22 protein-coding genes are annotated in these 24,465 nt (G+C 42.3%); 19 read left to right on the top strand and 3 right to left on the bottom strand.

Annotation, left to right across the window (positions count from 1 at the left end):
- Positions 1-250 precede the first annotated feature (250 nt).
- From brnQ to sdbB, 9 genes are all read left to right on the top strand, one after another.
- A complete protein-coding gene (gene brnQ, locus MK370_RS02335) occupies positions 251-1,579 on the top strand; it encodes a branched-chain amino acid transport system II carrier protein (RefSeq protein ID WP_268683988.1) in 1,329 nt (442 codons plus the stop codon).
- A 156-nt stretch (positions 1,580-1,735) separates the two neighbouring features.
- Positions 1,736-2,446, top strand: a complete 711-nt coding sequence (gene ccdA2, locus MK370_RS02330) for a thiol-disulfide oxidoreductase-associated membrane protein CcdA2 (protein WP_268683987.1) — start codon at positions 1,736-1,738, stop codon at positions 2,444-2,446.
- 27 nt (positions 2,447-2,473) lie between these two features.
- A complete protein-coding gene (locus tag MK370_RS02325) occupies positions 2,474-2,794 on the top strand; it encodes a hypothetical protein (protein ID WP_004186994.1) in 321 nt (106 codons plus the stop codon).
- Positions 2,795-2,863: 69 nt separating this feature from the next.
- The gene (locus tag MK370_RS02320) at positions 2,864-3,427 is read left to right on the top strand and encodes a redoxin family protein (RefSeq protein WP_268683986.1); all 564 of its coding nucleotides are present in this window, start codon (positions 2,864-2,866) and stop codon (positions 3,425-3,427) included.
- Between the two features lie 15 nt (positions 3,428-3,442).
- On the top strand, positions 3,443-4,552 hold the full coding sequence (msrB, locus tag MK370_RS02315) for a peptide-methionine (R)-S-oxide reductase MsrB (protein WP_268683985.1): 1,110 nt from the start codon (positions 3,443-3,445) through the stop codon (positions 4,550-4,552).
- 59 nt (positions 4,553-4,611) lie between these two features.
- A complete protein-coding gene (locus MK370_RS02310; protein ID WP_268683984.1) occupies positions 4,612-5,346 on the top strand; it encodes a response regulator transcription factor in 735 nt (244 codons plus the stop codon).
- Positions 5,343-7,046, top strand: a complete 1,704-nt coding sequence (locus MK370_RS02305; protein ID WP_268683983.1) for a cache domain-containing sensor histidine kinase — start codon at positions 5,343-5,345, stop codon at positions 7,044-7,046. Before MK370_RS02310 ends, MK370_RS02305 begins: the two co-directional genes overlap by 4 nt.
- A 222-nt stretch (positions 7,047-7,268) precedes the next feature.
- Positions 7,269-7,976 carry a thiol-disulfide oxidoreductase-associated membrane protein CcdA2 gene (gene ccdA2, locus MK370_RS02300; RefSeq protein WP_268683982.1) on the top strand — a complete coding sequence of 236 codons (708 nt, stop codon included), beginning with the start codon at positions 7,269-7,271 and terminating at the stop codon, positions 7,974-7,976.
- A 14-nt stretch (positions 7,977-7,990) separates the two neighbouring features.
- Positions 7,991-8,566, top strand: coding sequence for a thiol-disulfide oxidoreductase-associated lipoprotein SdbB (gene sdbB, locus MK370_RS02295; RefSeq protein WP_268683981.1), 576 nt, complete (start codon positions 7,991-7,993; stop codon positions 8,564-8,566).
- Between the two features lie 49 nt (positions 8,567-8,615).
- On the opposite strand, the gene MK370_RS02290 is transcribed toward sdbB, so the two are convergent.
- The 3 genes from MK370_RS02290 to MK370_RS02280 form a co-directional block, all read right to left on the bottom strand.
- Positions 8,616-9,860, bottom strand: coding sequence for an NAD(P)H-dependent oxidoreductase (locus MK370_RS02290; protein ID WP_268683980.1), 1,245 nt, complete (start codon positions 9,858-9,860; stop codon positions 8,616-8,618).
- Between the two features lie 17 nt (positions 9,861-9,877).
- The gene (locus MK370_RS02285; RefSeq protein WP_268683979.1) at positions 9,878-10,483 is read right to left on the bottom strand and encodes an NADPH-dependent FMN reductase; all 606 of its coding nucleotides are present in this window, start codon (positions 10,481-10,483) and stop codon (positions 9,878-9,880) included.
- Positions 10,484-10,652: 169 nt separating this feature from the next.
- Complete coding sequence (locus tag MK370_RS02280) at positions 10,653-11,588, bottom strand: FAD:protein FMN transferase (RefSeq protein ID WP_268683978.1); 936 nt, start codon at positions 11,586-11,588, stop codon at positions 10,653-10,655.
- 258 nt (positions 11,589-11,846) lie between these two features.
- Between MK370_RS02280 and nox the strand changes: the two genes are divergently transcribed.
- From nox to MK370_RS02230, 10 genes are all read left to right on the top strand, one after another.
- On the top strand, positions 11,847-13,223 hold the full coding sequence (gene nox, locus MK370_RS02275; RefSeq protein ID WP_268683977.1) for a H2O-forming NADH oxidase: 1,377 nt from the start codon (positions 11,847-11,849) through the stop codon (positions 13,221-13,223).
- 149 nt (positions 13,224-13,372) lie between these two features.
- Positions 13,373-14,929 (top strand): ClC family H(+)/Cl(-) exchange transporter, encoded by a 1,557-nt coding sequence (locus tag MK370_RS02270; protein ID WP_268683976.1) that lies wholly within the window; start codon positions 13,373-13,375, stop codon positions 14,927-14,929.
- A 117-nt stretch (positions 14,930-15,046) separates the two neighbouring features.
- Positions 15,047-15,919 carry an iron uptake system protein EfeO gene (gene efeO, locus MK370_RS02265; protein ID WP_268683975.1) on the top strand — a complete coding sequence of 291 codons (873 nt, stop codon included), beginning with the start codon at positions 15,047-15,049 and terminating at the stop codon, positions 15,917-15,919.
- Positions 15,920-15,923: 4 nt separating this feature from the next.
- Positions 15,924-17,132 (top strand): iron uptake transporter deferrochelatase/peroxidase subunit, encoded by a 1,209-nt coding sequence (gene efeB / locus MK370_RS02260; protein WP_268683974.1) that lies wholly within the window; start codon positions 15,924-15,926, stop codon positions 17,130-17,132.
- Positions 17,110-18,810, top strand: coding sequence for an FTR1 family protein (locus tag MK370_RS02255; RefSeq protein ID WP_268683973.1), 1,701 nt, complete (start codon positions 17,110-17,112; stop codon positions 18,808-18,810). The genes efeB and MK370_RS02255 overlap by 23 nt, the downstream gene beginning before the upstream one ends.
- Positions 18,803-19,519 carry a twin-arginine translocase subunit TatC gene (gene tatC / locus MK370_RS02250; RefSeq protein ID WP_268683972.1) on the top strand — a complete coding sequence of 239 codons (717 nt, stop codon included), beginning with the start codon at positions 18,803-18,805 and terminating at the stop codon, positions 19,517-19,519. Before MK370_RS02255 ends, tatC begins: the two co-directional genes overlap by 8 nt.
- The gene (locus tag MK370_RS02245) at positions 19,519-19,707 is read left to right on the top strand and encodes a twin-arginine translocase TatA/TatE family subunit (protein ID WP_268683971.1); all 189 of its coding nucleotides are present in this window, start codon (positions 19,519-19,521) and stop codon (positions 19,705-19,707) included. Before tatC ends, MK370_RS02245 begins: the two co-directional genes overlap by 1 nt.
- Before the next feature lie 64 nt (positions 19,708-19,771).
- Positions 19,772-20,353, top strand: coding sequence for a xanthine phosphoribosyltransferase (locus MK370_RS02240; protein WP_268683970.1), 582 nt, complete (start codon positions 19,772-19,774; stop codon positions 20,351-20,353).
- A gap of 120 nt (positions 20,354-20,473) precedes the next feature.
- Entirely contained in the window at positions 20,474-21,817 is a 1,344-nt protein-coding gene (locus tag MK370_RS02235) for an MATE family efflux transporter (RefSeq protein ID WP_268683969.1), read from the top strand.
- Between the two features lie 227 nt (positions 21,818-22,044).
- On the top strand, positions 22,045-24,288 hold the full coding sequence (locus MK370_RS02230; RefSeq protein WP_268683968.1) for an ATP-dependent Clp protease ATP-binding subunit: 2,244 nt from the start codon (positions 22,045-22,047) through the stop codon (positions 24,286-24,288).
- The last annotated feature ends 177 nt before the right edge of the window (positions 24,289-24,465 follow it).

The following is a 24,465-nucleotide window of genomic DNA, read 5'->3' as shown; positions in this document are numbered from 1 at the left end:
AAAGATAGGTAAAGAAGAGATTGATAAGGAAAGAGAATACGATTTAAAACAAAAAATGTTATTTCGTTTTTAAAACATTCAAAAACTCCAAAAAATCTGTGGATAAGTCAGGAATTTGCTAAAAATCTCCAAAAATATTTCGATTTATTTCGTTTTTTAAACCAACTTACCGTGAAAAGTTAAAAGCCTTGCGGAGCGGGCTATTTCCGTATATAATGGTAAAGCATGAAAAAATTTAAAGGAGTTTCCCGTGATTAAAAAAGGTGCCTTGACAGGCTTGCTCTTATTTGGAATATTTTTCGGTGCTGGGAATTTGATTTTTCCGCCTTCGCTTGGAACATTATCTGGTCAGCATTTTTGGCCGGCTATTGCAGGATTTGTCCTGTCTGGGGTTGGACTTGCTGTTCTGACTTTGATTATTGGAACACTCAATCCTAAGGGCTATATCCACGAGATTTCTCAGAAGATTGCGCCTTGGTTCGCTATTGTCTATCTTGTAGCCTTGTATCTATCAATCGGGCCCTTCTTTGCTATTCCTCGGACTGCGACGGTGGCCTATGAAGTTGGTATCGCTCCTATGCTATCTAAAAATATGACAGGTATCGGATTAATTGTTTTCACGACCCTTTACTTTGCAGCGGCTTATCTGATTTCTTTGAATCCATCTAAGATTTTGGATCGGATTGGACGTATTCTGACGCCTGTCTTTGCAGTTTTGATTATTATCTTAGTTATTTTAGGAGCTTTGAAATACGGAACAACGACACCTCAGCAGGCATCAGAAGCTTATGCTACGTCAGCTTTTGGACAGGGTTTCTTGGAAGGTTATAACACTTTGGATGCCTTGGCTTCCGTGGCCTTCAGCGTAATCGCAGTAACGACTCTAAATCAGCTTGGTTTCAAGAATAAAAAGGAATATGTTTCAACTATCTGGGTCGTTGGTTTGATGGTAGCGTTGGGTTTTAGCGCCATGTATATCGGTTTGGCTTTTCTGGGCAATCATTTCCCAGTTCCAGCTGAGATTATTGCCAAAGGCAATCCAGGTGTTTATGTCCTATCGCAGGCGACACAGGCTATCTTTGGACCTACAGCACAGATTTTCCTTGCAGCTATGGTGACTGTGACTTGTTTTACAACAACTGCGGGACTTATTGTATCGACTGGGGAATTCTTCCATAAAACTTTCCCTAAGGTATCTTATAAAGTTTACGCAACTGTCTTTACTTTGATTGGATTTGCGATTGCCAATCTTGGCCTCAATGCCATTATTCAATATTCAGTTCCAGTACTGCAAATTCTTTATCCAATTACCATCGTTATCGTACTGATTGTTATTGTCAATAAATTCTTGCCACTGTCCAAAATCGGTATGCAATTGACGGTAGCAGCAGTGACTCTGATTTCCTTTGCGGGTATTCTTGGGCAGCAGTTCCACATTACAAAGGTAAGTGATATAGTAAATGCCCTTCCATTTGCTCAGGCTTCTTTTCCTTGGTTGGTGCCGGCTCTAGTTGGAATCCTACTTTCTCTCTTTTTGCCCAACAAGCAGAAGAGTGAGCGTTTTGAGATGGAGAGCTAATATATAACATCCGCCACAATGTGGTGGATGTTTTGCCAAATCCAGAAATCTCAGGCAATATAACATCAAATTCAAGTTTTTTCAAATCTATCTCCCTATTTTTAGGGGGATTTTTATTTTATACTAGAGTCAGAAATTGATAGAGAGGTTTTTGAAATGGCAACAAGTTTTTTGTTCTTTATTTCTGTTTTTTTGGCGGGGATTCTATCTTTTTTCTCGCCCTGTATCTTACCGCTGATGCCAGTCTATGTGGGGATTTTGCTGGATTCGGATCAGCCGAAAAAAGTTCGGTTTATGGGAAAAGATATTTCCTGGTATGGATTGGCTAAGACTCTATGTTTCATAGCTGGATTGTCAACTGTATTCTTGATATTGGGATATGGGGCTGGTGCTTTGGGGCAAGTCCTCTATGCACCTTGGTTTCGCTACGTTCTGGGTGGTATTGTCATTCTATTGGGAATTCACCAGATGGGGATCATTAATATCCAGCAACTGCAAAAGCAAAAGAGCATCCAACTTAAAAAGAATAGTAAAAGAAGTGATTTTCTTAACGCTTTTCTCTTGGGTATCACCTTTAGCTTTGGTTGGACGCCCTGTGTGGGACCTGTTCTGAGTTCCGTTTTAGCAATTGCAGCTTCAGGAGGCAACGGCGCTCTTCAGGGAGGCTTGCTTATGTTGGTTTATACACTTGGATTAGCCCTTCCTTTTCTAGCCATGGCTTTGGCTTCTGGCTGGGTATTACAGCGCTTTGCGAAACTCAAACCTTATATGGGAACGCTTAAGAAAATCGGCGGTGCACTCATCATTCTCATGGGAATTTTGCTAATGCTTGGAAATCTAAACGCTTTAGCATCATTATTTGGATAAAAATTATATAATTAAAGGAGACACATCATGAAAAAAATCACTACACTTACAATCGCTGCACTTAGTATCTTTGTCCTAGCTGCCTGCTCTAATCAAAAATCAGATTCTGACATGAAGAAGATGGATGACAGCAGCATGATGAAGAAAGACGATATGAAAAAAGACGACATGAAGAAAGAGGATATGAAAGACTCCAGCATGTCCGATGATAAAATGAAAAAGGATGATATGAAGGATTCTTCTATGATGTCCGACAATAAGTCTGATATGAAAGATGATATGAAATCAAGTGATTCAAGCATGAAGGATGACATGAAAGATTCATCCGAAATGTCATCTGACAAATAAGAATTCCCCATAGGAAAGAAAGTCGTCAGTTTTGCCGGCTTTCTCCTTATTTTGAAAGGAAAGAAAACGATGAAGAAGTTATCGATATTGACTGTCAGTCTGCTTTGTGTCGGCTTATTTGGGGCCTGTTCAAATCAGAAAATGAACTCGGAAGTTTCTAAAAGTGATAAAAGCAATATGCAAACAAAAGCTGATTCTGAGCAATCTACCAAGATGGCCAAGGACTTTAGTCTGCAAGGAGTAGATGGCAAGACCTACAAGCTGTCTGATTTCAAAGGCAAGAAAGTATATCTTAAGTTTTGGGCTTCTTGGTGCTCTATCTGTCTATCTACACTTGGAGATACTAATGATTTGGCTAAGGAGCAGTCAGGAAAAGATTATGTTGTCCTGTCGGTGGTGTCTCCGACTTTTAATGGAGAAAAGTCTGCCGATGATTTCAAGGAATGGTACAAATCTTTGGATTATAAAGACTTCCCAGTTCTCATGGACACCAAGGGTGAATTGCTGAAAGAATACGGTATTCGCTCTTATCCATCTGCTCTATTCGTAGGAAGCGACGGTTCTCTTGCCAAGACACATATTGGCTACATGAGCAAGGAAGATATTGAGAAAACATTGAAAGAAATCAAGTAGAAAGGAGCAATGAACATGGAAGGCAAATGGAAAATTCTTCTGGTTATGCTTGGTTTGCTTGTCTGCTTTGGACTGGTCTATGTGATTGCGGGGAATGGTAAGCAATCATCTCCTGAACAGATCAAGAAAGCCTCTATGAGCAAGACAGAAGCAGTAGCCAAACAAAAGCAAGAAGATGTCAAGGAAGAGGATAAGCGGGAAATTTATCTGGCTGGCGGCTGTTTCTGGGGAGTAGAAGAGTACTTTTCTCGCGTGCCAGGTGTACTTGATGCAGTATCAGGCTATGCAAATGGTAAGGGAGACACGACCAAGTATGAATTGGTCTCTCAAACTGGTCATGCTGAGACTGTTCACATTACTTACAATGCCAAGAAAATTTCGCTAAAAGAAATTCTGCTTCACTATTTCCGCATTATTGATCCAACTTCTAAAAACAAGCAGGGAAATGATCAGGGTACCCAGTATCGGACAGGCGTTTATTATACGGACGAAGCTGATCTTGAGACTATTAATCAGGTCTTTGATGAGATTGCTAAGAAATATGATAAGCCTTTAGCTGTTGAAAAAGAAGCTCTGAAAAACTTTATCAAAGCAGAAGATTATCATCAGGATTACCTGAAGAAGAATCCTAATGGATATTGCCATATCGATGTCAATCAAGCTGCCTACCCTGTTATTGAAGCTATTCGCTATCCTAAGCCTAGCGATGAAGAGATTAAGTCCAAGCTCTCTCCAGAAGAATACGCAGTCACACAAAAGAATGACACAGAGCGGGCTTTTTCTAACCGCTATTGGGATAAGTTCGATGCTGGTATCTACGTGGATGTAGTGACAGGCGAGCCTCTCTTTTCATCAAAGGATAAGTTTGACTCAGGTTGCGGTTGGCCGAGTTTCACACGTCCTATCAGTCCAGATGTTGCGACTTACAAAGAAGACAAGAGTTTCAACATGACACGAACGGAAGTTCGCAGCCGAGTTGGAAATTCACATCTGGGCCATGTTTTCACAGACGGTCCTAAGGACAAGGGCGGCTTGCGTTATTGCATCAATAGTCTGTCAATCAAGTTCATTCCAAAAGCTGAGATGGAGGAGAAGGGCTACGGTTATCTTTTGGATTATGTTTAAGAGCATTTTGGTTGAAAATTTGCTATAATAAACTCAGTATAAATAAGGAGTTGAATCTTGTGTATTCAATTATGATTGTAGAGGATGAGTATCTGGTAAGACAGGGAATTGCGTCCTTGGTAGACTATGAACAGTTTGGTATGCAAGTTATTGCCCAGGCTGAAAATGGAAGAGAAGCTTGGCAGAAATTTCAGGAAAATCCTGCTGACATCCTGCTAACCGATATCAATATGCCACAGATGAACGGCCTCGAACTGGCCAAGCTAGTCAGAGATCAGGTTCCTACTTGCCATATCGTTTTTCTGACGGGATATGATGATTTTGACTATGCTCGAACCGCCATTAAGCTAGGCGCAGATGACTATCTTCTTAAGCCCTTTTCCAAGGATGATGTTGAGGAGATGTTGGCCAAGGTGCAGACAAAACTTGATAAGGAACGCAAAAAAGCCCAGATTCAAAACTTGGTCGATCAAGGGCAACGCTCTGAGTTGGAAGAGGCGATTCATGCGCGTCTAGCTGATTCAGAATTAAGCCTGAAAAGTTTGGCTTTCCAATTGGGGTTTAGTCCGTCCTACCTAAGTGTTCTCATAAAAAAAGAACTAGGCTTGCCCTTTCAAGATTATCTGATTCAAGAGCGGATGAAAAAAGCCAAACTCTTACTCTTAACTACAGATTTGAAGATTTATGAAATAGCAGAGCAGGTAGGTTTTGAAGATATGAACTATTTTTCTCAGCGCTTCAAGCAGGTGGTCGGGCTGACACCTCGGCAGTTTAAAAAAGGAGAGGAGAAATGAAACGATATCCGCTTCTTATCCAGTTGATTGTCTATATTTTTCTGCTGGTTCTTTTACTCTTGGGATTTGTTGGGAGTCTTTACTATCAGACTAGCTCGGGGACTATTCGACAGCTGACAGAGCGGACGACGCGTAATAGCATGGAGCAAAGTGGGCAGTTCATTGCTTCCTATTTGCAGAAATTAAAACAAACTACCTCCACACTGAGCAAGGAAGAAACGATTCGTAAATTTGCTCAGAATCAAGAAAGCAGCGAAACGGAAGTTCAGTCTTTGATGAAAACCATCATTGAGACAGATCCGGATTTGGTGTCGGCAGTATTGGTTACCAAGGACGGGCGCGTGGTCTCGACAGATTCTCAAATCAGTATGCAGACATCCTCTGATATGATGAATGAAAAATGGTATCAGGAAGCTGTCCATACTAGAGCCATGCCTGTCTTGACTCCTGCTCGCAAAGAGTCTCTGTCATCTGAGAAGGAGAAGTGGGTTGTTTCTGTCACTCAGGAAGTGGTGGATGAAGCAGGGCAGAATCTCGGTGTTTTGCGTCTGGATATCGGCTATAACAGTCTCAAAGCCTATCTGGATCGGCTTCAGCTTGGGAAGAAGGGCTTCAGTTTTATTGTCAATAGCCAGCATGAATTTGTCTATCATCCAAAGAAGAGTGTTTATTCCTCCAGTCAGGAAATGAAAGCTATGCAGCCCTATATCTCGGTCAAGGACGGTTATGCAGACCAGAAACATGCTTTTGTCTACCAGATTGATATTGCGGACAGCGACTGGACTTTAATTGGCGTTGCTTCTTTAGAGCAATTACAGATGCTTCAGTCACAGATGCTTTATTCATTTGTGGGAATGGGTGTTTTAGCACTCCTGATGTGTTTGACTGGTATTTGGTTTGTCCTACGTTTGTGGATTAAGCCTCTGCAGAATCTACAGGCTGTTATTCTAAAAATTGGGGCAGGTGACTCAAATTTGCGAGCGGAAGCAAAGGGTTCTCCAGAGTTGGTTGACTTGGCTCAGCAATTCAATAAAATGTTGGACCAAATTGAACAACTAATGGAAGCTGTCAAGACTGAAGAACAAAATGTCCGCCGCTATGAGCTCCGAGCTCTCTCAGCTCAAATCAACCCTCATTTCCTTTATAATACCTTAGATACGATTGTCTGGATGGCTGAGTTTAACGACAGCAAGCGTGTTGTTGAGGTAACAAAGTCACTTGCTCAGTATTTCCGCTTGGCGCTCAATCAAGGACACGAACAGATTGCTCTTAGAGATGAGATTGATCACGTTCGTCAGTATCTCTTTATCCAGAAGCAGCGCTATGGTGACAAGCTCCAATATGAGATTAAAGAGGATGAATCCATAGCTGATTATAAACTGCCCAAGCTGGTACTTCAGCCTTTGGTTGAAAATGCCATTTACCATGGAATCAAGGAAATTGACAGACAGGGCATGATTCATGTTACTGCAGCAGAAGAAGAGGGGCATCTGATACTGTCTATCTATGATAACGGCCGTGGCTTTGATCTCAACGCCTCTATGGATGTTACACTCCTTCGCTTAGGTGGGGTTGGTCTGAAAAATGTTGATCAACGCTTAAGATTGCAGTTTGGAGATGACTACCATATGGAAATCGATTCTGAACCAGATAAATTCACTCGGATTAGTCTTTATTTACCGCTAGTTACAGATGATTAAATCTATTAAGTTTTAAAATATTCAAGCCGGTAGGATTTTCTCCGGCTTTTTACTGTTTGAAAAAATGTACTGGTTTTGCTTTTCATCAAGCAAAATTTTCTCTTTTCCGAGTCACACAATGTTTGCAAGAAAATTACCGTAGCGGATTTGTGAAAAATCTATAAGATTCATTTATAATGATAAGTGAATGTATATTCTACGTAAGTAGTTAGAGGAGAGAAAATGGAAGCACCTTTGTTTTTTGTTTCAGTTTTTTTAGCTGGTATTTTGTCCTTCTTTTCCCCTTGTATTTTTCCTTTGTTGCCGGTTTATATTGGCATTTTATTGGATGACAAGGAGGTCAAGACCCTGAAAGTATTTGGCCGGGAGCTTGCTTGGCAGGGCATGGTTAGAACGCTCTTTTTCATTGCGGGCATCTCAACAGTCTTCTTTTTGCTAGGCTTTGGAGCTGGCTTTTTAGGAACTATTATTTACAGTCCGACCTTTCGTTATGTGATGGGCGGCCTCATCATTCTGCTAGGTCTGCATCAGATGGAGCTTATTAATATTCGCCAGTTACAGATTCAAAAGAGCTTGACTTTCAAAAAGAACGGCCAGAAGCATCATTTTTGGTCTGCATTTTTACTGGGGATTACCTTTAGCTTTGGCTGGACTCCTTGTATTGGTCCCATTCTCAGCTCAGTTTTAGCCTTAGCAGCTTCGGGTGGGAATGGTGCTTTTCAGGGAGCAATTCTGACCTTGATTTACACTTTGGGAATGGCCCTGCCTTTCTTAATCTTAGCTTTGGCATCTAGCTTTGTTATGCAGTATTTTAATAAAATCAAGCCTTATATGGGCCTGATGAAGAAAATTGGCGGAACCCTGATTATTCTGATGGGAATTCTGCTGATGCTAGGACAGCTCAACGCCCTGTCTGGACTTTTTGGATAAAAGGAGAAAGAAATATGAAAAAAATCGTTATATTATTAGCAACTGTGTCAGCTGTTGCCTTTTTGGCAGCCTGCTCAGAACAGGAAGAGAAGCCTATGACTATGCCTACAACCAGCAGTTCATCAAGTGAGGCCCCTCAGACAAGTATAGTCGCCCAAGCAGCTGTCGGTCAAGAGGCGCCCGACTTTACTTTGCAGTCTATGGATGGAAAAACAGTCAAACTTTCTGACTACAAAGGCAAGAAAGTTTATCTAAAATTCTGGGCTTCTTGGTGTGGACCTTGTAAGAAGAGTATGCCGGAATTGGTCGAGTTAGCTGGTAAAACAGATCGTGATTTTGAAATCTTGACAGTTGTAGCACCAGGCCTCCAAGGAGAGAAATCTGTCGAGGAATTTCCAAAATGGTTTCAAGAACAAGGTTATAAAGATGTACCAGTTCTATTTGACACTTCAGGAGAAATTTTCCAAGCCTATCAGATCCGCAGTATCCCGACTGAAATCCTCATTGACAGTCAAGGGAAAATCGGTAAAATCCAGTTTGGAGCTATCAGTAATGCTGATGCAGAAGCAGCTTTCAAAGAAATGAAATAAAGCAAAAAAGAATGGACTTATCATCCATTCTTTTTAGTTTGTAAGGTAATTAAGCGCTAGCACCTGATATCGCATCGGCTCCTCCGCCTCCATGACCTCCATCGCCTCCAGCATCAGAAGCACCAGAAGTAGCGTCTGCGTCTCCATGACCTCCGGCAGGAGCAAATGGTCCGCTGCCTCCAACCAAACGTTGACCAGTTTCTTTTAAGTACCAGTCAAGCCATGGTTGGAAATTAAAGACGATTTCATTGATTCCTGCGTATGATCCGTCAGGATAGTACATAGCTTGGTAGTTGTGGGTATTGATAACGCCTGCCGGTGAACCAGGGACGATTGTACGTACGTATTCTTGGTTTCCGTTGCGAAGTGTTCCGATAACCCACTCTACATTTTTCATCCGAGCTGGTGGAAGAGAGCCATGAACGGTTGACATGCGGCTACCTGATTGAGGTGGCACACGTTTGGCAAACATGGTGTCTGGATCTTGGTGGGCGTTGTTGTAGTAGAGGAATTGGTTGTTATCGTCAGCGTATGTCAATTCAAATGGCATAGCTTTCAAGAACATATCAATTTGATTAACGGTCAAGATACCATGGTCAAGTTTGACATAAGTATCGCCTGAAACAGCGCCAGTGATTTCAGCGACTTTTTCCACCCATTCTGGATCATCTGGATCAACTTCCGTAATTGTCGTAGCGATTGGTTTTCCGCAGTCTAAGTCTTCAGGTTCAATTGGTTTTGGTTTTTTCAATTTTGAAACGACCTCTACATATTTGATAAAGTTATCTAAGCATGCTTCAAGGAAATTCACAGTTCCCTCGTTGGTGATATTGCCATCATTGTCAAAAGCTTCCTTGGCTTTGCCCAACAAGAACTCATTGCCTGGAAGAGTGTAAGCATTGACACCAGGAGCGTCTAGGATTTTACGCAGGTGAACTTGAGCACGAGAAGTTCCTTGGTCGTAGTAAGAAGCACCGACAATCATGACAGGCTTGTTTTCGAAAGGATGAACCTCATAAGAGAGCCATTCTAAGACACTCTTCAAAGGAGCACTGATAGTATGATTGTGCTCAGGGGTTGCGATGATGACACCGTCCGCACGTGTGATTTTGTTATACAAATAACGCAATTGGAAGCTTTCATTCCATTTTTCATCCTGGTTAAACATTGGGACTTCATCTATTTCTAAGACTTCCAATTCAAATTTTATTTTGAACTGACGACGGATGAATTCCAATAATTTTCGGTTATATGATTGTTCGTAGTTTGATCCTACAATTCCAACAAATTTCATTCTTTCAGTCTCCTATCTTACAATTTTTCCCAGTTAAATTCTTCAGCATCTTTGCGAAGCAATTCTTGTGCATTGCGCAATTTTTCAGTGATTTTGACAAAGATACGGAAGTCATCAAAGATAGCATCCAATTTTTTGACAACGTCAAGATCTACCAAGTCTCCGCTTTGGTCAAAAGCTTGAAGAGAATGTGAAAGCAAGAACTCATCTGGAAGAACAGTTGCCTTGATTTCTGGAGCGTTCAAAATTTGACGGAGCTGCAATTGGGCACGAGAGGAGCCAAGTGTACCATAAGAAGCACCAGTAATCATGACCGGCTTGTTCAGCAGTGGATAGATTCCGTAAGAAAGCCAAGCTAGGGCGTTCATGAGCACAGCTGGGATAGAATGGTCGTATTCAGGTGTGCCGATAACTACGCCATCCGCTGCATCGATTTTTTCAGCAATTTCTGATACCAACTCAGGGACATTTCTGTCAGCAGGTTTATTAAACATTGGGATATCTTTAATCTCTACTAGCTCGATTTCAGCCTTATCAGCAAAGTGCTTAGACATATATTGAAGAAGTTGCCGGTTTGTAGAACGGTTAGAATTTGTTCCAACAATTGCAATAAGTTTTAACATGAAATTTCCTTTCTGAAATTAAGATACAGAGCCCTCGTGTGTGCATTTATTTTTCTTAAGGCAAGTAAAACCTAGAAGAAAGAGAGAGCGTTTTTTAATGACATGTTTATAAAAGATAGGGTGATAGAGGTGCCGCTTGGTGTGGCAACAAAGTTATCACTTTTAAGAATTAAGAAGCAGGAATTATCTGCTCTAAAAGTCCTGAGCTGCAGAAGAGCTGACTGTCTTGGGTGATAATCAAGGCTTCAATCCCTGTTTGCTCTTCAATCTGGGACAGAATTGATGTCGGACTTTCACCAAATAGGCGAGTTGTCCAGATTTCGCCATCTACCGACTTGTCTGAAACAATGGTCAGACTAGCCAATTGATTTTCGATTGGATAACCTGTTTTGCGATTCAGAATGTGATGGTAGTTTTGTCCATCCACTGTAAGGGTTCGCTCGTAGATTCCTGATGTAACCACTGACTGATTGGTGACGGCTAGTATAGCTGAGTGATTGCCGCGTAACAGCTTGGGATTTTGGATGCCAATTCGCCAGGAACGCTGGCTGGCTGCATTTTTCCCAATCGTCAGAACATTGCCACCGAGATTGATAAGAGCAGAAGTCACTCCCTGGCTCAGCAAATAGTCCTTAATTTTATCAGCGATATAGCCTTTAGCCAAGGCGCCTAGATCCAACTTCATGCCTTTCTTAGCCAAAAAGACACTGCGGTCTTCTGGATTCAGCTCAAGCAAGTTTGGGTCGGTCAAGCTCATAGCTTGCTGAATCTCCTCCGTACTTGGGAGATGAGCGTCTGAAAATCCTATCCGCCAGGTCTGGACGAGAGGGCCAATCGTGATATTTAAGTGGCTGCCTTCTGCTAGGCTGTGATATTTTCCCAGCTCAATCAGCTCAAAAAGCTCTGGATGAACTGAGACACTTTTAATTCCTGCCAGATGGTTGATAGTCATAAGTTCAGAGTCTTCATCATTGGCACTGAAGCGATTTTTATAGAAATGAAGCAGTTGGACCGCCTCATCTAAGAGTATTTCCGCTCGCTCATGATAGAGAGAGATGCAAATTGTACTCCCCATCAAATGAAGCGAGCGAGAAGCGAAGTCCACATTATCACAACCTTTCTAAAATCAACCTCTCTAGCCTTATTATATCAAAAAGATACCGGTTTCACAATCTTAAAATTGTTATATTTTCAGAAAATGAAACTTTGGAAAAGGTAGTTTTTCTGAGGTATTTAGACTGCAGTGCTACAGCTTTTTAGGTGGTCTAAGAATTTTTGAAAATTTCGAGCAAATTTCTTGTAAACGCTCACAGGAGATGATATACTTATTTAGTAAATTATAAATTAAGGTAGGACTATTCTTATGAGTAAAATCGTTGTAGTTGGTGCAAACCACGCAGGTACAGCGTGTATTAATACAATGTTGGATAATTATGGTGCAGAAAATGAAGTAGTTATTTTTGACCAAAACTCAAACATTTCATTTTTGGCATGCGGAATGGCCCTTTGGATTGGACAGCAAATCAGCAAGCCAGATGGACTTTTTTATGCAGACAAAGAAACTTTTGAAGCAAAAGGCGCAAAAGTTTATATGAATTCACCAGTTGAGTCAATTGATTATGATGCGAAAAAAGTTACAGCTATTGTAGACGGTAAAGAACATGTAGAGTCTTATGACAAATTGATTTTAGCTACAGGTTCTCAGCCAATTCTGCCTCCGATTAAAGGTGCTGAGCTGGATCCTAATAGCCGCGAATTTAAGTCAACCTTAGAAAATCTGCAATTCGTAAAATTGTATCAAAATGCTGCAGATGTTATTGAAAAATTGCAAGACAAGAGCAAACATATCGAACGTGTGGCAGTAGTAGGTGCTGGTTACATTGGGGTTGAGTTGGCAGAAGCCTTCAAACGTCTTGGTAAAGAAGTGATTCTGATTGATGTTGTGGATACTTGCTTGGCAGGTTACTATGACCACGACTTGTCTGATATGATGCGTCAAAACCTTGAAGACAATGGTATTCAATTAGCTTTCGGTCAAACTGTTCAGGCTATTGAAGGTGAAAGCAAAGTAGAACGCATTGTAACAGATAAGGCTAGCTACGATGTAGATATGGTTGTCTTGGCAGTTGGCTTCCGTCCAAACACTGGTCTTGGTGCTGGCAAGCTAGAAACATTCCGCAATGGTGCTTTCTTGGTAGATAAGAAGCAAGAAACTAGCATCAAAGATGTTTATGCAATCGGTGACTGTGCGACTGTCTATGATAACTCTATCAACGATACAAACTACATTGCCTTGGCTTCTAACGCCCTGCGCTCTGGTATCGTAGCAGCTCATAATGCTTGCGGTCATGAATTGGAATCAAACGGTGTTCAAGGTTCTAACGGTATCGAAATCTTTGGTCTGAAGATGGTTTCAACTGGTCTGACAGAAGAAAAAGCTAAACGCTTTGGTTACAGCCCAGCTGTGGTTGAGTTTAAAGACACTCAAAAACCAACCTTCCTTGAAAAGGTTGAGCATCATGATGTTACAATCAAGATTGTCTATGATAAGGACACGCGTGTAGTTCTTGGAGCTCAGATGGTTTCTAGAGAAGATATGTCTATGGGTATTCACATGTTCTCATTGGCCATTCAGGAAAAGGTTACAATTGATAAATTGGCCTTGCTGGATCTTTTCTTCCTGCCACACTTCAACAAACCGTACAACTACATCACTCAAGCAGCTTTGCGCGCTAAATAAGAAAATAAGTAAGTCTGGGACAATTCCTGGGCTTTTTTGTGTAGAGTCTTTAAAAAGAAAACTGAAATAAGAAATTTATATTTCATCTGTTTATCAGGCTTGCTTTGTGCTAGAATATTGGTAAAGTAACTATTTAGAGGAGATTGGGAATGGCAAAAGAAGCTAGCTCACGTGAGGACGACATCAAGAGAGAATTTAATTTCGCAACTCATTCAATTATTTCCCAGGTTTTGCGTGGTATCTTAGTTGGGATTTTTGCTGGACTGGTAGTGGGCGTTTTTCGCTTTCTGATTGAAAAAATCTTTCATTTAGTGCAGGATATCTATCAAAGGAGTCAGCAGTCTATGCTTTGGTTACTGGCTTTAGTATTTCTTTATGCTTTCATCGTCTTGCTCAATGCTCGCTGGGTAAAGTCGGAGAAAAATATCAAGGGGTCAGGGATTCCGCAGGTTGAAGCAGAGCTGAAAGGCCTGATGTCGCTTTCTTGGTGGAGTGTTCTCTGGAAGAAGTTTGTTTTAGGGATTTTAGCCATTGCCAGCGGTCTGATGTTGGGGCGAGAAGGACCAAGTATTCAGCTGGGCGCCATGAGTGGCAAAGGCGTCTCTAAATTTCTGAATCTGAGTGCTGCTGAGGAGAGAGCGCTCATTTCTAGCGGTGCGGCAGCAGGCTTAGCAGCAGCTTTTAATGCACCAATCGCAGGTCTGCTATTCGTAGTAGAAGAAGTTTACCGTCATTTTTCACGCTTTTTCTGGGTTTCTACGCTGGCGGCCAGTCTAGTTGCTAACTTTGTCTCGCTCTCCATGTTTGGACTGACGCCAGTACTGGACATGCCTGATAATATCCCGGTCATGAGGCTGGAGCAGTATTGGATTTACCTAGTCATGGGCTTGCTGCTGGGCTTGTCAGGCTATATTTATGAGAAAGTCATTTTGAATATTCAGCTGGTTTATCAGTTTTTGGGGCGAATGTTTAGGGTTTCAGAAGCCTATTATCCCATTCTGGCCTTTGCCTTGATTCTTCCGATTGGTTATTTCCTCCCTCACTTGCTGGGCGGGGGCAATCAATTGATTTTATCTTTGACTGCTGGTCATTACACTGTGGGAACCTTGCTCTTGTTTTTTGCTCTGCGTTTTGTCTGGAGCATGATGAGTTATGGCAGTGGATTGCCAGGTGGTATTTTCCTGCCTATCCTAGCTCTGGGTTCATTGCTTGGCGGAGCAATGGGTGCGATCTGTCTGCAGCTTGGTTTGATTTCTCAGGAGCAATTTCCGATTTTCATTATTCTGGGCATGAGTGGCTATTTTGGCGCCATTTCCAAGGCTCCACTGACAGCCATGATTCTGGTCACAGAGATGGTCGGGGACATTAGCAATCTCATGCCACTGGGACTGGTCACTCTGACAGCTTACATCATCATGGATTTGCTAAAAGGAGCGCCCGTCTATGAAGCCATGTTGGAAAAAATGTTGCCAGACAGTATCGAGGACCAGGGAGATACGACTTTAATTGAAATCCCTGTTTCTGAAAAGATTGCTGGTCGTCAAGTGCATGAGCTAAACTTGCCTGATGGAGTCTTGATTACCATGAATGTCCACAAGGGCAAGACTCAAACGGTCAATGGCAGCACGCGCCTCTATTTGGGGGATACGATTTACTTGGTGCTGAAAAAGACGGAGATTGGGAAAGTCAAAGAAGAGCTGCTTTAGCGGTCTAAATATATAGTTTTTGATTAAATTGTCAGACAATTTCTTGAAATATGAGAAAAAAACTGGTATAATTTACAGGAAATAATCTCATATCAGAGAGAAAACAAAGGAGTCACCATGAAAAAACTTGGCATCGTCCTATTTTCAACGGCAATTTTACTGACTGGCTGTGCAGCCAACAACTCTTCAAACAAGACTGGCTCAAGCAGTCAACCATCCAGCAGTCAAACGACTGTCAATCAGAAAGAATTGGACAAGGCTACAACGGATTACAAAACGTTTGTCCAAGGACAAATTGATCAGCTCCTGACAGATACAGAGAAATTTCGCGATACCCTTAAAGAAGGCAAGCTTGATGAGGCTAAAAAGCAATATCCGCTTATCCGGATGGCCTACGAGCGCTCGGAACCGATTGCTGAGAGCTTTGGTGAATCAGATGTAAAAATTGACTTCCGTTTAGTCGACTATGTGGACGAAAACAAGACCGAAGAAGGCTGGTCTGGTTTCCACCGCATCGAAAAAATCATGTGGGAGCAAGACACGACTAAGGGAACGGAAAGCTATGCTGATCAGCTGGTCAACGATATAAAGGAGCTAAAAGCTAAAATCGCAACAGTTGAAGTGACTCCTGATATGATGTTGACGGGCGCTGTTGACTTGCTCAATGAAGTAGCGACCAGCAAGATTACAGGCGAGGAAGAGGTGTTCTCCCATACAGATCTCTATGATTTTCGGGCCAATATTGAAGGGGCAGAAAAGATTTTCGAACTCTTCAAGCCATTGATTCAAGACAAGGACAAGAAACTTGTCAAGACCTTGGAACTTGAGTTTAAAAACGTCAACGTTCTTTTAGACAAGCACATGACCGACTCGGAAAACTACAAGCTCTATACAGAATTGACAAAAGAAGATACCAAGGAGCTGGCAGAAGCAGTTACCAAACTGGGTGAGCCTCTTTCACAAATGGGAGTCATTCTAGACGGGGAGTAAGCTTATGACAAACGACGAAAAATGGTTTAATAAAAAGATGGATCGTCGTGAATTTCTTAAAAAAGCAGGGATTGGAGGCGCTGGTCTTGCACTGGGTGTCTCTGGTGCATCTGCTTTTTTCGCTAATCAGGCGAAGGAAGATAAGAAATTCGCTGACGGTGAGGAAGAAATCAGCTTCTATGGGGAGCATCAGGCGGGTATCACAACTCCGATGCAGAAGAATATCTACTTTGTTGTGTTGGATTTGCATACGACAGATAGGGAAACCATTATCCAGCTCTTCAAGGACTGGACAGCCTATAGCGAGAAGCTGGTAGACGGAGAATTGGTCAAAAAAGATAATTCCAATGCTCTTTTGCCGCCAACGGATACTGGAGAAACTGTCGGTCTCAACCCTTATCGACTGACCTTGACCTTCGGTGTCTCAGCCTCTTTTCTGAAAAAAATGGGCTTGTCAGACAAACGACCGAAAGCTTTTCGGGATTTGCCGCCTTTTCCAAAGGAGCAGCTTAAAGAAAAATATACAGGTGGCGATATTGTCATTCAAGCCTGTGCAGATGATGAGCAGGTAGCCTTCCATGCGGTCCGAAATCTAATCCGCAAGGGCAGAAATGCCATCACCATGAAGTGGAGTCAGTCAGGCTTTGCTGCTATCGGAGACCGGATGTCAACACCTCGTAATCTCTTTGGATTTAAGGACGGCACAGCCAATGTAACCAAGGAAAAAGACTTCGATAAGGTCATTTGGTGCGATAGCAAGGACTGGATGCGGGGCGGCTCTTACATGGCTGTCCGCCGAATCCAGATGTTCCTTGAGACCTGGGACCGGACCAATCTGCAGGAGCAGGAAAACACTTTTGGTCGCTATAAAGAAAGCGGAGCGCCTTTTGGCAAGAAAGACGAGTTTGACGAGGTTGACTTGGACTTGCTGCCAGAGGATTCACATGTCCGTCTGGCCAAGGAGGTTGATAAGCCCATATACCGCCGGTCTTATTCTTACTCGGACGGGATTGATGAAACTACTGGTCAGTTTGACACAGGCTTGCTCTTTCTTTCCTTCCAGAAAGATCCAGACAGCTTTGTCAAAGTTCAGACCAATCTAGGCGCTCAAGATAAGATGAATGAGTACGTCACGCATGTCGGCAGTGGCTTGTTTGCTTGTTTTGGTGGAGTGAAAAAAGGAGAGTACCTTGGTCAAAAATTATTTGAATAAAAGTCTCTTGATATTAGGGCTCTTGCTGATCTTTTTGGCTAAGCCGGTTTTAGCAGACGAGAGCTACAGCAGTTTATTCGTCAAAATCACTGATGCCAGCACTGCGGTCAAGCAGAAGGACCAGGAAAAAGCCAAGCAGTTAGTCAGAGAAATCAAGACTGACTTTGAAAAGGCGGCTAATCACGACTCTGCAGCAGGACAAGATGTAAGTAAGGCGCTAGACTTATCGGGTCAGATAACTGAGGAGAAGCTGACACAGATTTCTTCTGCCCTCTTGAAATTTGAGAAAGAGCAGAATCCAGTCGACTTAGAGGCTGAGAAAAAGAAGCTTCTCAGTAAGCTAGAGCCAAAATTTGAAAATCTACAAAAAGCTATCAATGCTAAGGATTTAGAAGCGACAAGAGAAGCTTACAAAAAGATGAATAGCACCTGGACTACCAACGAAAGCGTGGTGCGAGACAACAGCACAGCCCATTACGGCAAGGTAGAAACAGCTATTTCATTCCTGCGCAGCGCCATTGAGACAGAGCCTACTAACTTTGACATGATTCAGTCTTCTTTTGATGATTTGAAAACCGCCATTGATAATTTTGTCAAAGGCGAGAAAGTCCAAGAAGCTGCTGGCAATCTGACGCTGAAAGATGGAATTAAGCTCCTAGAGGAGGCTTTGAGTCTCTTCCAAAGTGGAGATGATAAAAAGGCTGCTGCTAAGATGAAAGAGTTCATCACCATTTGGCCAACGATTGAAGGAGATGTCAGTGTCAATAATCCTTCGCTTTATACCAAGGTTGAGAGTCAGACACCTGTTATTATGGTTAAGGGGAGCGAAGAGAAGTATCAAAAGCAGCTAGAATCTTTGATTAGTGAGCTGTCACAGATTGACACAACAGCTTCTTATCATTTTTTTGATGCTATGCTGATTTTGCTACGTGAGGGTGTAGAAGCGCTCTTGATTGTCATGGCTTTGATAACGACTCTGAAAGCCTCCAAGATGAAAAAAGGACTCAAATGGGTTTATGCAGGAGCAGCGAGTGGGCTTCTAGCCAGTGCTGTGATTGCGGCTTTGTTGCAGTTTCTTTTCCCGTCAGTTGCTTCTGGATCCAATCGTGAGATTATCGAAGGTGCAGTGGGTATTTTCGCTGTCGCCATGGTGATATTGGTTGGTATCTGGCTGCATAGCAAGGCATCTATCGAGAAATGGAATGACTTTATGGAAAGCCAAATGAAGGCAGTAACAGCCACAGGCAGTTTTCTTTCCATGTTTGCTCTTAGCTTTCTGGCAGTTTTCCGCGAAGGGGCTGAGACCATCCTCTTTTATGCAGGAATTCTGCCGCGTATCACTATGACTGATTTCCTTTTGGGAATCGGCTTGGCTCTTCTGGTCTTGGTCTTGCTGGCCTTTATCATGAGCAAGGCTTCTGGTCTGCTCAAGCCACACAGTATTTTCTTCTGGCTGACCTGGTTAATCTATGCTCTGGCCTTTAAAATGCTGGGTGTCAGCATCCATGCTCTTCAGCTGACCAATATCCTACCGACTCACTTAATCAATGGCTTTGTGACAGTAGAATGGATGGGGCTTTATCCAAGCCTGGAAGTGGTCGTCAGTCAGGTGCTCTTTATCCTGCTGGTGGTCTATGTAAGCTTTAAAAATCTGAAAAGCGAGCAGCAGCATGGATAAAAAAGAACAGACTATTATTGAGCATTTGACAGAGTTCAGACGGCGTTTTCTAGCGGTACTGGCTTGCTTCTTCCTGGTTTTTCTGGTTAGCTTGCTCTTTTCAGCCGATATTTACCGATGGCTAACCAGTAATTTTGAGCAGAAGCTGCTGGTGCTGGGGCCGGATGATATTCTTTGGATTTATATCAGTCTGGCTAGTCTGGTCGCTTTTTCCCTGACCTTGCCATTTTTGGTTTATCAGGTGTGGGAGTTTGTACGACCGGCTTTGCGAGCCAATGAAGCACGAGCCGTTTCCGCTTATATCCCGGCTACCTTTCTCTGTTTTGTTTTGGGGCTGGCTTTCGGCTTTTACTTTGTGACTCCAGCTATTTTGCAGGTCTTGCTGTTGCTGGGTGAGGGCCTCTTTGAGACTCGACTGACAGCACAGAATTATCTTAGTTTCGTCTTTCATACCACTATTCCAATTGCTTGCCTCTTTGAGCTGCCAGTTCTTGTATCCTTTCTGACTTCTATCGGTTTGCTCAATCCGAAATTTTTGGTAAAATATAGACGATATGCTTACTTCATTTTGCTGGTTTTAGCAGTTGTCCTGACACCGGCTGACTTTATCAGCGACTTGTCTATGACAGTGCCTTTGATTTTGCTCTATGAAGTCAGCATCTTACTCAGTCGCATCATTTATCAAAGAAAATCAAGGAGAAGAAATTAATGGGACTTTTAAAAGACATCGGAGTACCTGGGGTAATCATTATTGTTCTGGGAGCTCTGCTTATTTTTGGACCAAAACGCCTGCCCGAACTAGGACAATCTATCGGTAAAATGTTTTCAGAATTCAAAAAAGCAGTCAATCATGCTGGAGAAGAAGAAAAGACCGAGAATAAAAATCAAAAAGAGTAAACGAAAAGCACGGATAGCCGTGTTTTTCTGCTAACATCAAGTATGCTTGTATTAAGGAGTAAAAGTGAAAAAATTAGAAGAACGGATTCTCAGAGATGGACAAGTGTTAGGTGAAAATATCTTGAAAGTTGACTCTTTTCTGACCCATCAGGTTGATTTTTCTCTGATGAAAGAGGTTGGCCAGATCTTTGCGGAGGCGGTAAAGGACGCAGGAGTTACCAAGGTAGTGACCATTGAGGCTTCTGGTATTGCTCCGGCTGTCTACGTGTCTGAAGCTCTGAATGTCCCAATGATATTCGCCAAGAAAGCCAAAAACATCACCATGACAGAGGGGATTTTGACTGCTGAAGTATATTCTTTCACCAAGCAAGTGACTTCGACTGTCTCAATTGCAGGGAAATTTCTCACCTCTGACGATAAAGTGCTGATTATTGATGATTTTTTAGCTAACGGTCAGGCAGCCAAGGGCTTGATTACCATTATTGAGCAAGCAGGAGCGCAAGTGGAAGCTGTCGGAATTGTCATCGAAAAATCTTTCCAGAATGGACGTCAAGTCTTGGAAACAGCTGGCTATCGAGTGCTTTCTTTAGCGCGAATAGCAGGATTTGAGAAGGGGCAGGTTGTCTTTACTGAGGCAGATATATGATTTCCTTTTCTTTTTGACTATCTGTCTGGCTTATAGTATAGTATAGTAAAGATAGTTGATATTTTAAATATCTAAGCTCATTGATTTTACTTGGGTAGAAAAAATTTTTGAGGGATTTCTATGCACCAAACTCATAATTTACAGCAGCGAATGCGGCTCTTTATTTCTATTTTTTTGCCAATTTTGATCTACCAACTGGCCAATTTTTCAGCTTCATTTGTCGATACGACCATGACTGGCCAGTATGACACCTTGCATCTGGCTGGTGTTTCCATGGCAACTAGTCTTTGGATTCCATTTTTCGACCTGCTGATAGGAATCGTGTCTGCCTTGGTTCCTATAATTGGGCATCATTTAGGACAGGGGAAAAAAGAAAAGATTGCTTCTGATTTTTATCAATTTATTTATCTTTCTTTAGGGCTATCGCTAATTTTATTTGCCTTGGTATTTGTGGGTGCTCCTCTAGTTTTGGCCCACCTTGGCCTAGAGCCCTTGGTAGAAGAAGTGGCTAAGAACTATCTTTGGTATCTGGCGCTCGGTATTATCCCTCTTTTGCTTTTTAGCACCATTCGTTCTCTGTTTGATGTTCTAGGCTTGACCAAGCTTTCCATGTATCTCATGCTCTTACTCTTGCCCTTGAACGGCTCTTTTAATTATGCCCTAATCTACGGAGCATTTGGTTTTCCAGAAATGGGCGGAGCTGGAGCTGGACTTGGGACTTCTTTGGCTTATTGGGTTTTGCTCCTCATATCCTTGTTAGTAGCAGTCAAACATCCAAAAGTCCGAGTCTATGAGCTGTGGAAGATTCGACCGTTAGAGAAAAAGGCATTAATAGAAGGCATTCGACTTGGACTGCCTATCGGAGGAACGTTTTTTGCTGAAGTTGTGATTTTCTCGGTTGTTGGCTTGGTCATGGCTAAGTTTTCGTCACTAATTATTGCCAGCCATCAGGCGGCCATGAATTTTTCAAACTTAATGTATGCCTTTCCTATGAGCATTTCAACCTCAATGTCCATCATTGTTTCTTATGAAATTGGAGCCAATCGTCCTGACGATGTTAAGAAATTCTGTAAACTTGGGCGGCTGACGGCTTTGGGAATTGCTGGATTTACCTTTCTCTTTCTCTATATCTTACGAGACCGAGTGGCTGCACTCTATGGTTCGGATACCGAGTTTATACGTATGACATCTGTTTTTCTGACCTACAGCCTCTTTTTCCAGTTGGCAGATACTTTTGCGGCTCCTTTGCAGGGCATTCTTCGGGGCTATAAGGATACTCAGGTGCCGTTTTACTTGGGTCTGATTGCTTATTGGGGAGTTTCGCTTCCCCTGGGACTCTTCTTAGATTACTATACTAGTTTAGGCCCTTATGGATATTGGATCGGCCTCATTGCCAGCTTGGTGATGAGCGGCATTCTTTTTCAGTGGCGGCTTAATCGTTTGGCTAAAAATATCATAACTTAAAGATCGCTGGCTTGTCCTTTTAAGATAAGTCAGTGTTATTTTTTTCACAAAGTTTTATTAAAAGTAGATTAAAACGGTAAAACGCTTACATATTTTCTAGTATATTGATTGTGAAAATGATATAATAGTCGTAAGATTATCAAGTCAAGTTTTTGTTAAAATAGGTTATTTCTTAAAATATTGTTTGCAGTTGTCTTTGGTTTTCAGAAGAAAAGCGAGGGAACTATATGACTGAACACTATACCCATCTTTTGCAAGAAGTACTAAATGCTGCAAAGGAATTAGCTATTCAAAAACACAATTATCAAGTGGACATTCCGCATGTTTGGACAGTGCTGACCCAGCCTCAAGCTTTTGCCTTGGAATTCTATACCGGTTTGGACCTTGATATTAATGAATTTATTTGTGTCATCAATCAGGAACTAGCCAAGATTCCTGTATTTTCACATACGGACACAAATCGCTTTGGACGTCAGTATAGCCAGCGTCTCAAGAATCTTTTGGATGATGCAGAGGCTGAGAGGACGGAACTGAGAGATGAGGTGGTAACAGTAGAACACCTGATTCTCAGTCTATTTCATCAGCAAAGGAATCCGATAACTGTTTTTTTAAAGCAGACTGGGATTGATAAGGAACTGGTTGCGAAAAAGTTGAATAAGGTTCGTCAAGGCAAACGAGCAGTCTCTTCCAGTCAGGAGAGTCGCTATCAAGCCCTGAGCAAATATGCAACTAACTTTAATCAGTGGTTGGCAGACCAGTCCGGTAAGAAGGTGATAGGCTGCCAAGAGGAAATCAATGATATTATCCGTGTGCTGTGTAGGAAAGAGAAAAGCAATGCCATTCTCCTAGGCTTTCCAGGTGTTGGAAAATCCAAAGTAATGGAGGGATTTGTTAGCAGACTGATTGCTGATGATGTTCCAGAACATTTATTGGGCAAGGAAGTTTTTAAGTTAAATCTAGGCGGACTGATTGCCGGGACTAAATATAGAGGAGAGTTTGAAGAGCGCTTCAAGGCTGTTTTGGATGAGGTGCTGGCTGCTAAGAGGAAGATTATTCTTTATATTGAGGATATTCATCAAATCGTGACAGCAGGTCGGACAGAGGGCTCTCTTGATGCAGGCAATCTTTTAAAGCCGCTATTGGCTCAGGGACAGATTAATATCATCGGAACCACAACTTTTGCAGCCTATCGAGAAAGCTTCGAACTAGATCAAGCTTTGGAGGGGCGTTTCCAGCGGATTCGCATTGAGGAGCCTGATCAAGATAAGGCATTGACAATTCTGCAAGGACTGCGGCAGAATTACCAGGACTTTCACGGAGTTTTCCTGACGGATGAAGCTCTGCAAGCAGCGATTAGTCTTTCAATTCGTTATCTGTCAGATCGTTATTTGCCTGATAAGGCACTGGACTTGATTGATGAGGCTTGTGCTGTCAAGAAAATCCAGCTAGCTCAAGCGGAAACTGAACGACCATACGTCAGTCGCGAAGATATAGCCAGTATCGTAGAACGTATAACGGGAATCAAAGTGCAGGGAATCATGGACAATGAGCGCGAACACCTGTTAAATCTAGACAAGCTCCTGCGCCAGAGAATTGTAGGACAAGACCAAGCTGTTCAAAAGGTTTCGGAGGCGATTTTGCGCTCTAGGGCTGGAATTCAAAATCCAAAGCGTCCTATTGGTTCATTCCTCTTTCTGGGGCCTACTGGAGTCGGGAAGACTGCTCTGGCAAAAGCCCTTGCTGAGCGGCTGTTTGGCAATGAGTTGGAAATGGTTCGACTGGATATGTCTGAATACATGGAAAAACATGCCGTGGCTCGTTTAGTTGGTCCGCCACCAGGCTACGTAGGATTTGAAGAGGGAGGACAACTGACAGAAGCTGTTCGTAGGAGGCTTTATTCGATTGTCTTGCTGGATGAGATTGAGAAAGCCCATCCGGATGTATTTAACACCCTGCTGCAAGTCTTGGACGAAGGACGCTTGACAGACTCTAAAGGCCGTACTATTGACTTTAAAAATACTATTTTGATTATGACAAGCAATATTGGCTCCCAGCAGATTTTGGAAAGTCTCAAAAGTGAACAGGGACTGACTGCTGAAACGCAGGAAGAAGTTCTGTCCTTGCTGCAACATAGCTTTAGACCAGAGTTTTTAAATCGGATTGACGAGACGGTTATTTTCAACCCTCTGAGGGCGGAAGATATGATCAATATCGTAAAAATTATGGTCCAGCAACTTCAGGAAAGGTTGAAACATCAGAAGATTCAGCTTCATCTGAGCGAAGAAGTTTATGCTTTTTTAGCCCAGAAAGGTTACCAACCAGAGTTTGGTGCCCGTTCTATTCAAAGAAGCATTATGCGCTATCTCGAAACGCCTTTGGCTCGTTATTTGGTTGAAAATAAGGAAACAACTGAAATGACAGTTCAAGTCAATTTGAAGGATAGGCAACTGGAGTTTAATTATTTGGTATAAGCTTCTTCCAAAAAGTAAGCGCTTACTATGTGTAGACGAAGAAAATGAAGAAAGGAGGTTCATAGCTTCTGAGCAGACTCTATCCTGAGATTTTAAAATGAGTCTTAGGTATACGAAAAATAATAAGATACTTTTTGTATCTATAGCCGACAGCAATCATTTTGATTGTTGGAGCAC

The organism is Streptococcus sanguinis (assembly GCF_026781265.1).
GTDB classification, from domain to species: Bacteria; Bacillota; Bacilli; order Lactobacillales; family Streptococcaceae; genus Streptococcus; species Streptococcus sanguinis_T.
Note: the sequence above shows the minus strand (reverse complement) of the source record. Positions and strands in the feature narration are given on the sequence as shown.